This is a genomic window from Bacillus sp. AFS077874, assembly GCF_002566505.1.
Lineage (GTDB): Bacteria > Bacillota > Bacilli > Bacillales > Bacillaceae_G > Gottfriedia.
Window position 1 is genome coordinate 14,105 of the sequence record NZ_NUYF01000012.1, and the last position, 16,069, is coordinate 30,173.

Annotated in this window: 12 protein-coding genes; 11 read left to right on the plus strand and 1 reads right to left on the minus strand. The window is 34.5% G+C overall.

The window, feature by feature from the left end:
• The first annotated feature begins 189 nt into the window (after positions 1–189).
• The 6 genes from COJ46_RS12855 to COJ46_RS12880 all read left to right on the plus strand — a co-directional run bounded on the left by COJ46_RS12855 (position 190) and on the right by COJ46_RS12880 (position 8,548).
• Positions 190–1,707, plus strand: a complete 1,518-nt coding sequence (locus tag COJ46_RS12855; protein ID WP_098565991.1) for a long-chain-fatty-acid--CoA ligase — start codon at positions 190–192, stop codon at positions 1,705–1,707.
• A gap of 61 nt (positions 1,708–1,768) precedes the next feature.
• The gene (locus tag COJ46_RS12860) at positions 1,769–3,673 is read left to right on the plus strand and encodes an alkyl/aryl-sulfatase (RefSeq protein ID WP_176527942.1); all 1,905 of its coding nucleotides are present in this window, start codon (positions 1,769–1,771) and stop codon (positions 3,671–3,673) included.
• Between the two features lie 150 nt (positions 3,674–3,823).
• Positions 3,824–5,092 (plus strand): MFS transporter, encoded by a 1,269-nt coding sequence (locus tag COJ46_RS12865; RefSeq protein WP_097976101.1) that lies wholly within the window; start codon positions 3,824–3,826, stop codon positions 5,090–5,092.
• Between the two features lie 125 nt (positions 5,093–5,217).
• The gene (locus tag COJ46_RS12870) at positions 5,218–5,607 is read left to right on the plus strand and encodes a YidH family protein (protein WP_097976206.1); all 390 of its coding nucleotides are present in this window, start codon (positions 5,218–5,220) and stop codon (positions 5,605–5,607) included.
• Positions 5,608–5,774: 167 nt separating this feature from the next.
• The gene (locus COJ46_RS12875; RefSeq protein ID WP_097976099.1) at positions 5,775–6,539 is read left to right on the plus strand and encodes a crotonase/enoyl-CoA hydratase family protein; all 765 of its coding nucleotides are present in this window, start codon (positions 5,775–5,777) and stop codon (positions 6,537–6,539) included.
• 563 nt (positions 6,540–7,102) lie between these two features.
• Positions 7,103–8,548, plus strand: a complete 1,446-nt coding sequence (locus COJ46_RS12880; RefSeq protein WP_176522525.1) for a spore germination protein — start codon at positions 7,103–7,105, stop codon at positions 8,546–8,548.
• 767 nt (positions 8,549–9,315) lie between these two features.
• On the opposite strand, the gene COJ46_RS12885 is transcribed toward COJ46_RS12880, so the two are convergent.
• Positions 9,316–9,903, minus strand: coding sequence for a TetR/AcrR family transcriptional regulator (locus COJ46_RS12885; RefSeq protein ID WP_098565993.1), 588 nt, complete (start codon positions 9,901–9,903; stop codon positions 9,316–9,318).
• A 259-nt stretch (positions 9,904–10,162) separates the two neighbouring features.
• Between COJ46_RS12885 and COJ46_RS12890 the strand changes: the two genes are divergently transcribed.
• The 5 genes from COJ46_RS12890 (at position 10,163) to mhpA (ending at position 15,993) form a co-directional block, all read left to right on the plus strand.
• Entirely contained in the window at positions 10,163–10,363 is a 201-nt protein-coding gene (locus tag COJ46_RS12890) for an aspartyl-phosphate phosphatase Spo0E family protein (protein WP_098565994.1), read from the plus strand.
• A 59-nt stretch (positions 10,364–10,422) separates the two neighbouring features.
• Positions 10,423–12,432: an acetoacetate--CoA ligase gene (locus COJ46_RS12895; RefSeq protein ID WP_098565995.1), complete on the plus strand. Its 2,010-nt coding sequence runs from the start codon at positions 10,423–10,425 to the stop codon at positions 12,430–12,432.
• 21 nt (positions 12,433–12,453) lie between these two features.
• Entirely contained in the window at positions 12,454–13,434 is a 981-nt protein-coding gene (locus COJ46_RS12900; protein ID WP_097976091.1) for a fumarylacetoacetate hydrolase family protein, read from the plus strand.
• 14 nt (positions 13,435–13,448) lie between these two features.
• Positions 13,449–14,360, plus strand: coding sequence for a VOC family protein (locus COJ46_RS12905; RefSeq protein WP_098565996.1), 912 nt, complete (start codon positions 13,449–13,451; stop codon positions 14,358–14,360).
• Between the two features lie 61 nt (positions 14,361–14,421).
• Positions 14,422–15,993, plus strand: coding sequence for a bifunctional 3-(3-hydroxy-phenyl)propionate/3-hydroxycinnamic acid hydroxylase MhpA (gene mhpA, locus COJ46_RS12910; protein ID WP_097976088.1), 1,572 nt, complete (start codon positions 14,422–14,424; stop codon positions 15,991–15,993).
• Positions 15,994–16,069: the final 76 nt, after the last annotated feature.

Genomic DNA, 16,069 nt, shown 5'->3' on the forward strand with positions numbered 1-16,069 from the left:
CCGGGCACCTTCAAACTTTTTGATGGTGCCTCAATTATATTCAAATTTTAAGTATAAAGTTGGAAGACATAATAATACTAATCTATTTCAATTTTTAGTATTACAATTTCATTTAATCTCACTAATTTAGTAAATTACTAGAATGTAGCCTATAAATAGTATGTAGTTATCAGGAGGAGAAAAATTTTTATGAATTGGAATTTAAATGAAAGTTTAAGAAAAAGTGCAGAAAAATATCCAAATCGTAATGCAATTACATTTGAAAATAAAAATATAACGTATAGTGAATTATATTTACAAGTTGAATGTGTAGCATCTAGTTTAGTACAAGATGGAATCAGAAAAGGTGATAAAGTAGCCTTGGTATTAGGGAATTGTCCGGAATTTGTCATCGCTTATTATGGAATTCTTCGTGCAGGTGGGGTAGTTGTACCGGTTAACCCAATCTATACGAAAGATGAAATTTCATATATTTTATCGAATAGCCAGGCAAAAGCTGTTATAGCAAATTTTACAATGGAAACGATCATTGATTCTCTTAAATTAGAATTAAAACAGATCGAAATGCTTTACTATGTCGGATCTAATAAAGCTGAATTCAATTGGGAGCAGTTGATTGTAAACAAATCAAAAAACAATGAAAATCCGTTAATTATGGCAGAAGATCTTGCTGTTATTTTATATACTTCTGGAACAACAGGAAGACCAAAAGGAGCTATGCTAAGTCACAGAAATATGGCATCAAATGCAGAGTCAATTGTTAAACTTGTCGACTTCAAAGAAGATGATCGCATGTTAGCTGTCCTTCCAATGTTCCATGTATTTAGCATGACAGTTTGTATTAATACACCAATTATGAGTGGTGCTAATATCGTAATTGTTCAAAAATTTAATCCTATTGAAGTCATTCATACAATTTTTAATGAGAAAGTGACATTATTTGCTGGTGTTCCAACGATGTATAACTTTTTATTACAATTAAAAGATTATTCAGCTGAGTATTTCGCATCTATACGTGTATGTTTATCAGGTGGAGCATCGATGCCAGTTGAATTACTTCAACGATTTGAGGAAAAATATAAGACTATTATTGCTGAAGGATTCGGTCTTTCTGAAACAGCTCCTGTTACGGCATTTAATCCTATAAAAGGAATAAGAAAAATTGGGTCTGTCGGAGTAGATATTCCAGGCGTAATAAATAAGGTTGTCGACAAATTTGGAAATGAAGTTCCAAGAGACGAAATAGGTGAACTAATTGTCAAAGGTCCAAATGTCATGATTGGATATCTTGGAATGCCTGATGTAACAACTAATACCATAAAAAATGATTGGTTTTATACTGGTGACTTAGCAAAAATGGATAAAGATGGATATATCTATATTGTTGATCGAATAAAGGACATGATCATTGTAAACGGATACAATGTATATCCAAGAGAAGTAGAGGAAGTTATCTATCAACATCCAGCGATTGTTGAAGTAGCTGTATTAGGAATAACTGATAAAGATTACGGAGAGATCGTAAAGGCTTTTGTTGTATCGAATGATGAAAGTATAACAGTGGATGACATCTTACATTTCTGCAAGGACAAGCTTGCAAAGTACAAGCTACCTAAACAAATAGAATTTAAGAAAGAATTACCTAAGAATAGTACAGGTAAGATTTTAAAAAGAGCTTTAAATGTTGAACAAGTAAAAGTTAATTAGTTTAATAGAGTATTTTTCTGATAAAAACTTTTGAAATTTATATCAAATCATGGAGGTTCCTATGACAAATAACATTTTAACTAAATCAATGCCCGCAACTTCTTTTACAAAAAAGGCTAATTTAGCAGTATATGATTCTCTAAATTTTGATGATAGGCAGGACTTCTTAGATGCAAATAGAGGATTTATTGCACCACTAGAAGCAAAGATTATTAAAGATGATTCTGGGGAAGTCGTTTGGGACATTGAACAGCTAAACTATTTAAATGACGCTGCTCCTGAGACTGTGAACCCTAGTTTATGGAGAAATGCACAATTACAGGCTATATCTGGTTTGTTTGAAGTTGTAGAAGGAGTATATCAAGTTCGTGGACAATCATTGGTAACTAACTTTTTTATTGAAGGAAAACATGGAGTGATTGTCGTTGATGCTTTAGGAAGTAATGAATCAGCTAAAGCCGCGATGGAATTATATTATAAACATCGACCTCAAAAGCCAGTAACAGCCATCATAATCAGTCAAAGTCACGCTGATCATTTTGGCGGTATTCAAGCTGTGCTTAAATATGCTGAAAAGCCTAATATTCCCATTATAGTTCCTCAATATTTTACAGAAGAAGCGTTAAGTGAGAATGCACTTTTAGGTACAATCATGGCGCGTCGTGCAGAGTATCAGTTTGGGAAAGATTTACCAGACGGTTCAAAAGGCTCCGTATCAGTAGGTATTGGCCCAACAATGGGTTCAGGTACTATGAGTTTTCAGTTACCAAATGTTGAAATAGAAAATGAAATCCAATCGATGGAAGTCGATGGTGTAACATTTGAATTTTTATTAACGCCAAACACAGAAGCACCAGCTGAAATGCATTTTTATATTAGGGATTACAAAATATTATTTGTTTCAGAGAATGCCAATAAATTGATGCATCAAATTTATACAGTAAGAGGAGCAAAAACGCGAGATGCATTACATTGGGCTAATTCACTGGATAAAACAATCGAATTATTTAAAAATGAAGAGATCGATGCATTACTCATGATTCATGCATGGCCTGTTTGGGAGAAAGATAATGCAATCAATCATTTAAAACTACAACGTGATTTATATAAATATATGCACGATCAGACGGTGCGCTTAGCCAATCATGGTTATACGATGGATGAGATAGCTGAAATAATTAAACTTCCAAAAGAATTGGATACTTACTGGGGAAATCGTGGGTATTATGGAACTTTAAAGCATAATTCAAAGGGTGTTTACAATTATTATTTAGGTTATTATAGTGCTCATCCTTCCGATCTAGATCCATTACCACAAGTTGAATCTGGCCAAAAATATGTAGAATATATGGGTGGAGCAGCAAACATTTTGAGACAAGCAAAAGTTGACTATGAAAAAGGTGAATATCGTTGGGTAGCTCAAGTATTAAAAAATGTCGTAATGGCTGACCCAGAAAATTCAGAAGCTAAAAATTTATTAGCAGATGCATTTGAACAATTAGGGTATCAAGCTGAATCAGCTAATTGGCGCAATATTTATCTTGTTGGCGCATCAGAACTAAGATATGGAATTAATAGAGATAATTCCCCATTAGATGTCTCAGGAATCATTAAGAAAATGCCAGTCAATGAATTCCTAAAACTTGTAGCCGTTAAATTAAACGGTCCAAAGGCAGAAGGTAAAAAAATAACGATAAATGTAACATTATCAGACTCTAACCAGCTATATACATTAAATTTAGAAAATTCTGTTTTATTTTCAAGAGCAAATAAGTTAGATGACAATGCAGATGTTTCATTAACAATTGATCAATTTGCATTTTATGGAACTTTACTTGGACTTCTATCACCTGAACAAGCAGTTGGAGCAGGAAAATTGATCATTTCTGGTAACCAAACAAAATTGAATGAATTTTTATCACTTTTAGATGAGTTCGACCGCTGTATAAATATCGTAACTCCTTAATTAAGAAAAAATAATGAATGTTTCAATTTTTACAATAAGCATCTGCTCAATCATGTTCGAAAAAATATTGATTGTGCAGGTGCTTTTCCAAAAGTATGTTTACTAAGGAGTAGCGAAAAAGGATAGATTTATTGAGAGGCAGGAGTTTGGATGAAAAGTTGGGCGAAATGGATCATTTTATTTTCACTTTTTATAATGGCTATTATTAATTTTGCTGACAAATCAATTTTAGGTTTAGCTAATATACACATTACCAAAGATTTGAACTTAACATCTACTGAGTTTGGTATCGTAGGTAGTAGTTTTTTTTGGTTATTTTCAATATTTGGAATCGTAGGTGGCTCATTGTCGGATCGTATTGGTACTGGAAAATCACTTGCTATTATGGCAATTGTTTGGACAATCGCGCAATCAATGGCATTGTTTGCTTCAAGTCTACCGATACTAATATTGAGTAGAGTATTATTAGGTGCAGGAGAAGGCGCATTTATGGCAACTGCAATTAGTCATCTTAGTAAATGGTTTAAACCTGAATCACGAGGATTCGCAATATCTATCATTAGTTTTGGAAATGTTGTTGGGATAGCTGTATCAGCTCCTATTCTAGTTTCTTTAATTTCAAATTACGGTTGGAGACAAGCATTTTTTATTTCTGGTATTTGTAGCTTTCTATGGTTTATTTGTTGGCTATGGTTAGGAAGTATGAAACCAACTGTTTCTTTTGAAGAAGTTGGTACCATGGAAAACAAAAATGAGATTAATAGAAGAGATGTTTGGAAAGCTTTACGATCTCCTATTTTTATATTTACAACTTTAATTGCCTTTATTGCTTATTCATTCATTGTCTTTGGACTTACTTTTAATCCTTCGTATTTAATAAAAGTAAAAGGATTATCTGAACAAAGGTCAGCATCAGTAATTGCTATTTCTGGTTTAATTGGGGCTATTTTAGCAATCTTACTATCTATCATTTCAGATCGTTTATACAAAAAAACACAAAGTTTATGGAAATCGCGGATTTTATTTTCTGCTATTAGTGTTTTGCTAGCAGGGTTTTTGTACTCATTGTATCCATTATTGAATGGTTCGGGTTCAATTATCATCGTACTTTCATTAGTAAATACACTGGTCATTACTGTAAACACACTTGCCCCAGCAATAGTAGTTAGTATACTCCCGCAGCGAAGGGGAGTTATGACAGGAACGTATTTTGGAATAATGACTTCATCGGGTATTATTACTCCAATTATTTTTGGGAAACTTATACAAAATTCTGGTACAAATGTAGCAAGTGGATATAGCATCGCAATTTTTGGAATGTCAATTGCTATGGTAATTGCAGCACTATTAATATTCCTTTTCGGAAGCCGAAATCAACAAGTTTCAACAGAAAAGGATAATAAGCTAGTGAACCTCTAATGAGAGTCGTATAGAAGAATCGATGTACTTTTACTCAAATAGTAGATTTAATTCTGGTGAAAATATTCCTATTGAATTTTTTTAAAGGTTATTCTGAAGAAGGATATAAATACAGAGGTATGAATATGAATAATGCGTTAGAAAAGCAGAAAGAAACAATTGATTCTAAATATATACAACAACATTTAGCAAATGAAAGAACCTATCTTGCTTGGGTAAGAACAAGTATAACCATTATGGGGGTTGGCTTTTTAATTACTAATCTTCATTTTTCTACTCTGGCTTCTAATGCAAAATTTGGAGACACATTATCAAAGATCATTGGATTATCATCGATTATTGTTGGAATTTTTGCTTTAATCATTTCAACGATCAGCTATTTTATCAAGGGAAATGATATTAATAATCAAACGTTTAAATTTTCAAGGATATTGGTTGTTTATTTATCGGTGGCCTTGGTTCTTATTTTTATTATTTTTGGAGCTTATTATTTAGATGTATGGGGATTGTTTTAAACTCTTCTGCTATGAGAATTTGTCAAAAAATGATCTTCGTTTTGAGGATCATTTTTTGGTATAGGGATCGAAAAAAGGACCTTCATTTTTTTCACATAGAGTGAATAAATCAATGATAAGAGATTTAATGATAAGTACTTAAATTTAGAGATGTGAGGTAATTGGTAATGAAGGTATTAGTAGAAAAAAAAGAAAAAATCTGTACGATTCAAATCAATCGGCCTAGTGTTAGGAATGCAGTTGACCGTGAGACAGCACAACAGCTTGCTGAAGCATTTCGTGATTTTGAAAATGATGAAAATCTACATGTAGCTGTATTGTATGGAAAGGGAGGAACGTTTTGTGCAGGTGCCGATCTTAAAGCTTTCTCGGTAGAAGAAGGCAATAGTTTGGAGATAGATATGTCGAAAGATGGTCCTATGGGTCCTAGTCGAATGAACTTATCAAAGCCTGTAATTGCTGCAGTTTCAGGTCATGCTGTCGCCGGAGGGTTAGAGTTAGCAATTTGGTGCGATCTTAGAGTGGTTGAAAAAGACGCAATATTCGGTGTTTTTTGTCGTCGTTTTGGTGTACCACTGATAGATGGTGGAACACAACGATTACCTCGATTAATCGGTATGAGCCGTGCTCTCGATCTGATTTTAACTGGTCGACCAGTAGGAGCAGAGGAAGCACTTTCTATGGGGCTTGCCAATCGTATTGTAGAAGTAGGAACTGTGAAAGAAGAAGCTGAAAAGCTTGCAGCTCAAATTGCTGAATATCCTCAATTATGTATGAAAAATGACCGAAAAGCAGTTTATGAAGGATTTGATCTAGATTTTGAGAAAGCAATGCAGTTAGAGTTCACTTTAGGAATGGCTGTTGTACAAAGTGGTGAATCCGTGAAAGGTGCTAAGCGCTTCGCACAAGGGCAAGGCAAACATGGAAATTAATTATGGATGAGAAATAGAAAGAACTACATTAATAATGAGACAAATTGAGATCCATTTATCAAATAATTGAAGGAGGGCGATCGAATTGGAAGGAAATGTAGCAATTATTACAGGGGCAGGAAGAATTTTCTCATGATTGCGTTTCAACACCTCTAAGCTCGTGTACATTTCACTAAGAACCTGTCTCTACTAGGTGTTATGTTAATGATTATGTATTTAGGATCCGGACCTTTTAGTTTGAATTAGTATTTAAACTTCGATAATTTAAATTTAAATATACACTTTTATGATAAAGGCGGCTTTTATAAGTCGCCTTTTAAATTTATACACATAAAATTTTGAAGAATTGTACATAAACTAAAAAGTGTAATGGAATTGGATTGTAAAAAACTTTCTATTTTCATTAGCTCTTTTTCAATGGAATTAGCTACATATCGACGAGTAATTCTCTTAATAAATAATAGCAATACTGAATAAAGAGTCCTTTACCTTGAATGTTTTGTAATACTGAAGGGAAAGCTAATTTGAATGTTTATTTACTAAATATTTATTTGGAGGAAATTATGCAAATTGAGGAGACTTCATTAACCAAGAATATTTATGCGAATATAAAATTAATTAAAGAACAATTACATGATTCTCCAGAATTACTTGTACGACTTATTAACTTAGATCCTTATCAAAATTATTGTGCATTATTATTTATTGATGGGCTTGCTAATACACAGGTGATTCGTGAGAGCATTATTGAACCTTTATTGGAGATACGTAAAATAGATAAAGAGTCACTAATGGATACAATTGCCATTCGTTATATTCGTTCAGAATCAGTTGAAGAGGTTACTTCAATTTCTTCTATAATTGATGGAATTGTTAGAGGGAAGACATTGGTACTGGTTGATGGCTTTGATAGTGTCCTTCTTGTGGATACCACAGAATGGCAAAAACGAGCAGTTGAACAGAGTACGAAGCAACGAAATTTTCAAGGTACATTAATATCATTTACAGAAGAATTAAAAGTGAATTTAAATATATTACATAATATGATTCCATCTCCGATATTGAAAGTTGAGAAAAAACAAATTGGAAGAATTGTAAAAACAGAGATTGCAATTGTATATCTAACTGATTTTGTAGATGAAACTGTTTTGGAGGAAGTACGTCAGCGAATTGATTCATTAGAAGTTAATTATGTAATGGAGTCAAGAATAATTGAAGAAGCGATTGAGGGAGATCAAAAAACGATTTTTCCTCTTAGTTTTAATAGCGAGATACCAGATGCAGTATCAGCTGCTTTGTACGAAGGAAGAATAGCAGTATTTACAAACGGAACGCCAACAGCATCAATTGTACCAAATTTATTCATTCAATACTTCCAAGAACCTAACGAATATAACACTAAAGAAAAATATGCTAAGCGTATTCTTACATTTCTTTGTTTTTTCATAACTATTCTGTCTCCTGGATCTTATCTTACGTTGATTTACCATCATAAAAATTGGGTACCCCCAAAAATTCAAGATGAATTCTTTCAACACATGTTATTGCCTTATTGGCTAGAAATTTTCATAACATTAATTTTTTTTCAAATACTAGGATTTAGTTCGTATAGAATTTCAAAAGAAATGATATTACTTGCTTCATTAGTTTCAACTATAACACTTGGCTCAATTGCTGTTGAAGCTAAAGTAATTCACCCTTTAAGTCTTATCGTAGTTGGTATATGCTATCTTACTAGCACAATACTTACAATTGGAAAACTACCAGATTCGATTATAACTCTTCGTTATGTATTTTTATTTTTGGGGCTTTTGTTCGGGATAACGGGATTATGTATTGGAGTGATAATCTTAATAATACATTTATCACGGTTACGGTCAGTAGGTGTTCCATATTTAGCACCTATTATTCCATTTAATTATAAAGAATTTAAAGATGTCTTTTATCGAGGTGATTTGCGAAAGTTAACAAATAGTCCTCATAAATATCCACACGATGACAAACAATAATATAATTTTTATAAAATTGTAAGGCTATTAAAATCAACTTATCCGATTTCTTTTAATATAAAGTAATAGGTATAAATAGCTTTGGATCCTACCGATATAAAAAACCCAATTTCTCATTATTAAAATTTGAGAAATTGGCTTTTTTATATTGGTTTTGCCTTAACCTATGTCTATAGGGTTACTACTCCATGCCTATCAAAAAAAACACATTCTTTCCATGATATTACAGAAAGAATAGCCTTTTTGAATCTTCAACTATCGCAATGCATTAGTTGTACAAAAGGATCGGCTGTTTAGCAGATCTTTTTGTTACATGAGGATTTTTTTCAAAGTAAATAATGGGAAGAATTTGTATAAAGAAATTGGGGAATTTTTACAATTAATATATAATAATATTACATTTCTTGTTTTTTTACCAATATCACCCATTTTTTAGAGAAACTCTTTCTCCTGTGAGTTTCTCTCTTTTAATTCTTGTTGAACTAATGCAGTGCGATAATTGATCAATGTGAGTTGCTTTTGCAGCTCATTTTTTTATTCAACAAAAGGAATGACTGAAGCTGAATTTTGGAGGCGAATAAACTTTCTTGAAAAAAACTTGTGCAAATCATTTTAAAGATACTTGCCATAGTTAATGCAGGCAATTTATTCCAATTTTGGGGCTATTTATGCAACTCACGCATTGCGTTAGTTGCATAAGGGAATAATTAATAGTATTCGATATAAAACCGAACTTATATATTAATCTACTATTATTAATTCATTTTTCAAAATCCAAGTTTTTCTATATCTTCATTCTTTAATAATTGTCTAATAGACAAAATTGCAAATTCTACATAATCCTCTGGTGATTTACTACTACGGTCCTTCCAATCCATTACAGCTGCATAAATCATCCAACTAAGCATAGTGGCTATTATTCTTAGATTTTCACTTCTTTCAACCTCATATTTTTTTAATAGTGATTGGAAAAAAATATGTTCAAGCTCTTTTTTTATGATAGATTCTATATTCATTTTCATATCATAATAACTTCTTTGACAGCGATCAGACAGGCTCATGTGAAATTTAGTGATTGATAAAAATACACGTTTGAGCAATTCCTCACTGAACTCTTGATCATTTGATAGTTCCAAAAGAACATTTGCCATTAATTCTTCTTTAATGACTTTTTCGAGCAAATCATATTTATCGACGAAATGGTGATAAAAAGTTGCTCGATTAATCATTGCCCCTAATGTAATATCTCTAATTGTAATGCTATTGAAATCCTTTTTTTCCAAAAGATGAATAAATGAATTAATAATGAATTTCCTTGTTCGGATTATACGTAGATCTGTGTTTCCCTCAATCATAAGATACCTCCATTTCAGAAAATTTCGTCATTTTATGTAGTATGTTGCTTAAGCAACATACTGAAGATTTTGTTGCTTGAGAGGTGATAAAACGATACCTATAATCAAATTATACAACAAGTGTTTCCTATACAACATATGATTTGTTCAAATTAAGGAGGGTTTAAATGTTTAACAGAACAAATTTTAGAAGAGATGTAAAAGAGTATTCGGAATGGGGAATCAATAAAAATAGCTGTCAGGCCGGGAGTTCGGAACAATGGAAGACATAGAGACTATGATTGAAACAATGATTAAACTGTATCGATTAAAATTAAATGACACAGCTATGCACTGCGGATTTACTGCTCCGGAAACAGTCACATGCAGTCAGGAATTAGATAAATGGATTTTATTGGCCATTAGTAAGAGTTACCATAAACAGCTTAATAAAAAAAAGTTGCACACTGTACGTGCATAGCGCATAGTGAACGGACTATGAATAGATTTAACAATGGTGTTATTAAGAGGAGGGAGCTCATGAATTTATCAGTTGAAGGATCGGTTTTGTGGGAACCAACCGAAGAACAGATTGCCAATAGTAATATAACTCGTTTTCAAAATTGGTTAAAACAAAATAAAAATATCAGCATTTCAACTGTCCAGGACTTGTGGAATTGGTCTATAAAAGAACTTGAGACTTTTTGGGCCTTTGTTTGGGAGTATGGTGAAGTACACTCTAGTACACCTTACCATCAAGTACTTAGTTCACGGAGAATGCCTGGAGCTAAATGGTTTGAAGGTGCACGTTTAAACTATGCACAACATTGTTTTCGTTATGTTGTTCCAAGTAAAACGGCAATTATTTTTCAATCTGAAAATAAGGGTTATCAAGAATTTACCTGGGAAGAATTACTTCGCAAAACAGCTTCTGTTGCTAATTACTTAAAAGAGCAAGGCGTGCAAAAAGGTGACCGGATAGTTTCTTATATGCCAAATATTCCGGAAACAGTCATTGCTTTTCTTGCATGTGCAAGTATTGGCGCCATTTGGTCTAGCTGCTCACCGGATTTCGGATCAAATAGTGTTATAGATCGTTTTAGGCAAATTGACCCAGTATTTCTTTTTGCTGTTGATGGATACCAATATAATGGAAAAACTTTTAATAAAAAAGAAGTGATTGAGCGGATCCAACAGGAAGTACCAAGTATAAAAAAAACGATCATAGTTTCATATATTGATAGTTTTGAACCTACGGAACTAAAGAATTCGGAAAATTGGGAAAAAACACTTCATTCCGATGCGGAGTTGACATTTGAACAATTACCTTTTGACCACCCCTTATGGATTGTATATTCCTCTGGAACGACTGGCCTGCCGAAGCCAATTGTCCATGGTCATGGCGGGATTTTAATAGAGCAAATTAAATTATCAAGTATAGAACAAAATTTCACTACGGAAGATTGTATATTCTGGTTTACTACCACAGGCTGGATGATGTGGAATTCACTCATTGGGGGACTCCTTTCAGGTGCAACGATCGCATTATATGATGGAAGTCCGACATATCCAAACTTAGGAGTCTTATGGGATTTTGTCAATAAATCCAGAGTATCTATTTTTGGTACAAGTGCAGCTTATATTGATCTTTGCATGAAATATAATTTTAGGCCCAAAGATTACTTTCCATTAGAAGAGTTAAAAGCAGTAATTTCAACTGCTTCACCAATGACAGAAAACGCCTATAAATGGGTATATGAAAATGTAAAAAAGGATATTTGGTTATCTTCTACAAGTGGTGGAACGGATGTATGTACGGCATTTGTTGGTGGTACACCTATATTACCAGTTCGTTCAGGCATTATTCCAACACGTGCATTAGGTGTAAAGGTTGAATCCTACGATGATAATGGAAATCCAATCAAAAATAGTGTAGGAGAATTGGTAATTACAACACCCATGCCGTCTATGCCTCTTTATTTTTGGAATGATAAAGACAACGTTCGTTATTTGGAAAGCTATTTTGAAACATTTGTGAATGTCTGGAGACACGGTGACTGGATTCAAATTAATGATGATGGTAGTTGTGTGATTTATGGACGTTCAGATTCAACTATAAATCGATCCGGTATACGAATGGGCACAAGTGAAATTTATAAAATAGTCGATGCAATCCCAGAGATTCTTGAAAGCTTGATCATCGACTTAGAATACAGTGGCAAATATTCATTTATGCCCTTATTTGTTGTCCTTCACTGGGGTGTGAAATTAACGGATGAACTGAAACAGGTTATTAATGAGCAGATTATGCAAAATTTATCTCCTCGATTTGTTCCGGATGCAATTTATGCGATTAAAGAAGTTCCTAAAACATTAAATGGGAAAAAACTCGAGGTACCCATTAGAAAAATCTTGCTTGGAATGTCTATTGAAAAGTCTATTAATCCTGATTCAATGGTCAATCCAAAATCACTCCAATATTTTGTAGATTTTGCCTTACATATAAATTCCATGAAATTGAATGAGCAAAAACAATTAAATTATCGGTAAAAAACAAAGGAGGTATTCGAAGTGGGAGTAAAAGTTATCCGCTACAGTGAAAACAATGAAGTGAAATGGGGTGTAGTGCAAAGGGATCGAGTAGCACCAATTCAGGGCACATTTGATTCACTTTCTGAATTTTTAAAGGATGGTGCGCCTTTAGCAAGACAAGTTATAAAGACATCAATAGATACGGTATCCCTAAAAGGGTTAGCTATTTTAAGCCCGGTGACAGAGCCGGCCCGTATTGTCTGTCAAGGGGCAAACTATAGAAGCCATCGCCAGGAAAGTGGATTAGATGGAAACCGTCCTCCTTATAACCTAATCTTTACAAAAGCCGACAGTTCTTTGACAGGAGCATATGACGACATCATTTGTCCATCACATGTACAATTGCTGGATTATGAAATTGAGCTGGGGCTTGTGATCGGGGCTGAAATAAAAGAACCAGTAGAGGTAACCGAACAGAATATCCATCAATATGTCGCAGGCCTAGTTATTGTAAATGATGTTTCAGCAAGAGATACACAAATTATGGAGATGCAATGGTATAAAGGAAAAAGCTATCGAACCTTTTGCCCGGTGGGACCTTACCTATACTTATTAGATGAAGGAGAGACTTCATTATTGGAACAGCTAAGCTTGAATTTATGGGTGAATGGGGAGTTGAGGCAATCAGCTGACACAAGCCAGTTGCTATACAAGCCGGCTGAAACGCTTACCGAACTGGCAAGTTTAATGAATTTATCCTCAGGTGATTTAATTTTGACTGGAACAACAGGTGGAGTGGCCCTCAAATTGAATGGAGAAATTCTTCAAAAGATTACCAATCATGCCTTATCGCATCAAGAAAAGGTTCATTTTTTTGTTGAGAGTCAGCAAGGCAATGGATACCTGAAAAACAGTGATATTGTTCGCTGTGAAATCAAAAGTCTCGATGGTTCTATTGATTTAGGATTGCAGCAAAACCGGGTTGTCGTACCCACGGTAGTTGAAACATCAGTAAAATAAAGGGGGAAATAGGAATGTTGAATGTTTTTAAATTAGGATATGCAGAATTTATAACAAAAGATGTCGAGGCACTCTTGCATTATTACACGGAAGTCATTGGACTATCATTAGTAGAACGGGCAGAGGATGGAACGGCTTATATTAGTAGCTGTCAGGATCATCATAATATTATTTTAAGAGAATCTGATAACAGCCGTCTGCAAACAATAGGCTGGCAGTTAGATCGGAATTTATCTTTGAAGGAAGTGCAAGGTTATCTAAGATCACATGGAATTGCCAGTGAAATAAAAAGCGATGCCCAGCCTGGAGTTGCGGAATTACTGGAATTGTCTGATCCGGACGAAAACACCGTTCATCTCTATCAAACAATGGAATTGTCTAGACCCGGGTTTAGGAATAGAGGGATTGTCCCGAACAAATTAGGCCATATTGCATTATGCTCAAGAAACGCTAAACAGGTTGTTGAATTTTACAAAGAGGTGTTGGGGTTCGTCATAACAGACAGAATGTTAGATGTTGCGAACTTTATGACATGCAACCATGATCATCATACGCTGAATGTTGTCTCTGCCCAGAAATCTCTGATGCATCACATTGCATTTGAATTGAGAGGAGCTGGTCATCAATACCACAGTTCCGATCTACTTGTCCAAAATAATATTCCAATTTTATGGGGTCCATCGCGCCATACAGCAGGTCATAATATTGCTTCCTATCATCATGACCCGGATAAACACATTATTGAATTGTTTACTAGCATGGATATATATCTGCCGGAGCTTGGATACATGGAACCTCGTCCATGGCATAAGGATTTACCTCAAAAACCAAAGGTATGGGACACTTTAAGTTACTGGGGAACGGAGTATGGTTTTAACCTTGCATCAGTGATTGAGGAAAAAACTCTCCTGGTCCAAAAAAAATGAAGTTATATATAAGGCTCTAATGGAGCCTTCCATATAAAAAATTTGATTAGAGGTGGATTTTATGAAGCCGGATTTTGATGTTACGATCGTCGGTTATGGTCCAGTCGGAAATATGCTGGCCATTTTACTTGGAAAAAAGGGTTACAATGTCGGAGTTTTTGAACGCTGGCCAAGCCAATACCCGCTTCCAAGGGCGATTGTCTATGATGATGAAATTGCAAGAATGATCAGATTGATATGTGGTAAGGAAGAATCAGAGAAGATTTCGGAAAATTTAACAGGTGCCTATGAATGGCGGAATGCTTTCGGAGATACTCTTCTAAGTATTAAACATCCTGATATTGGTCCCTCTGGTCTGCCCATTCATAACTTTTTTAATCAACCGGATTTAGAACTCGTTCTAAATGAGGTATGTCAAAAAATACCTTCAGTCAATCTTTTTAGAGGATATGAAGCAGTTGATGTTATTGAAAAAGACGATTCTGTTGAACTTGTGGTGGTAAATGAAAAAGGTGAACAACAAAGCTTTTCCTCCTCTTATCACGTTGGATGCGATGGCGCAAATAGTATGGTTCGAAAAAAAATGAAGGTTGGGTATACAGATTTAGGATTTGCCTTTACATGGCTTGTCGTAGACATTATTCCACACGATCAGAAAAAGATTGAACCAAGTTTCTGGCAATTTTGTGACCCTAAACGGCCCACCACCATTGTTCCAGGCGGGCCAGGAAGAAGAAGATGGGAATTTATGATGATGCCAGGTGAGAAAATAGAAGAGCTAAATAATGAGGAAACCGCATGGAAACTTTTGAAGCCATGGGGATATACAAAGGAAAACTGTCAGCTTGTACGTCATGCAGTGTATACCTTTAGGGGAGCGTGGGCAGAAAACTGGCGAAAAGGCAGGGTCATGATTGCTGGTGACGCCGCCCATTTGACCCCACCATTTATAGGTCAAGGGATGTGTTCAGGGTTAAGAGATGCCTGGAACTTAGCTTGGAAACTGGACTTAGTACTTCGAAATATAAGTCATGACAGAATACTAGATTCTTATACTGTAGAACGAAATCCTAATGTCCAGGGATATATCCATATGGCAATGGACCTTGGAAAGATGATTTGTGTAACAGACCCAGAGGAGGCAGCCATCAGAGATGAAAATTTTTTATCAGGCATTGTTGAACCATTTCCGCCATCCCCTCATTTAACATCTGGAATTCTATATAACTATTCTGAGCAGCCGGACTGTTTAACCGGGAGACTATCCGTACAGGGAATAGTGAAGCATGATGGGAAAGTTGGTTTATTAGATGATTTAGTCGGGAGCGGATGGGCAATAATCAGTGCTAATGGTGATCCAGTATCCGTCTTCAATAAGGAACAAATTCAATTTCTTGACGATATAGGAACCCATTTTATCGAAGTCACAACCGACATTTCAAATAAGAGCGGTTACTACGATATGGAAGGAACTTATCAGATGTATTTTAAACATAATAAAATGGAAGCAATTATCATTCGTCCAGACTTTTATGTGTACGGGGTAGCTACAAGTATGTCGGAATTAACAAGTATGGTAGATGAGCTGAAAAAACAAATGCATGATCAATCAGTTGTAAACCTTATAAGTTAGTCCCTGTTCTATTTGAAAAGCACATTGGAAAATGATTTAAAAATATGTTGGCTCTATCATTATTAATTTTGGTATT

Bases quoted from the DNA above. Each gene is read 5' to 3' on its own strand.
- COJ46_RS12855 (WP_098565991.1), top strand. From the start codon at position 190: ATGAATTGGAATTTAAATGAAAGTTTAAGAAAAAGTGCAGAAAAATAT.
- COJ46_RS12860 (WP_176527942.1), top strand. From the start codon at position 1,769: ATGACAAATAACATTTTAACTAAATCAATGCCCGCAACTTCTTTTACA.
- COJ46_RS12865 (WP_097976101.1), top strand. From the start codon at position 3,824: ATGAAAAGTTGGGCGAAATGGATCATTTTATTTTCACTTTTTATAATG.
- COJ46_RS12870 (WP_097976206.1), top strand. From the start codon at position 5,218: ATGAATAATGCGTTAGAAAAGCAGAAAGAAACAATTGATTCTAAATAT.
- COJ46_RS12875 (WP_097976099.1), top strand. From the start codon at position 5,775: ATGAAGGTATTAGTAGAAAAAAAAGAAAAAATCTGTACGATTCAAATC.
- COJ46_RS12880 (WP_176522525.1), top strand. From the start codon at position 7,103: ATGCAAATTGAGGAGACTTCATTAACCAAGAATATTTATGCGAATATA.
- COJ46_RS12885 (WP_098565993.1), bottom strand. From the start codon at position 9,903: ATGATTGAGGGAAACACAGATCTACGTATAATCCGAACAAGGAAATTC.
- COJ46_RS12890 (WP_098565994.1), top strand. From the start codon at position 10,163: ATGGAAGACATAGAGACTATGATTGAAACAATGATTAAACTGTATCGA.
- COJ46_RS12895 (WP_098565995.1), top strand. From the start codon at position 10,423: ATGAATTTATCAGTTGAAGGATCGGTTTTGTGGGAACCAACCGAAGAA.
- COJ46_RS12905 (WP_098565996.1), top strand. From the start codon at position 13,449: ATGTTGAATGTTTTTAAATTAGGATATGCAGAATTTATAACAAAAGAT.
- mhpA (WP_097976088.1), top strand. From the start codon at position 14,422: ATGAAGCCGGATTTTGATGTTACGATCGTCGGTTATGGTCCAGTCGGA.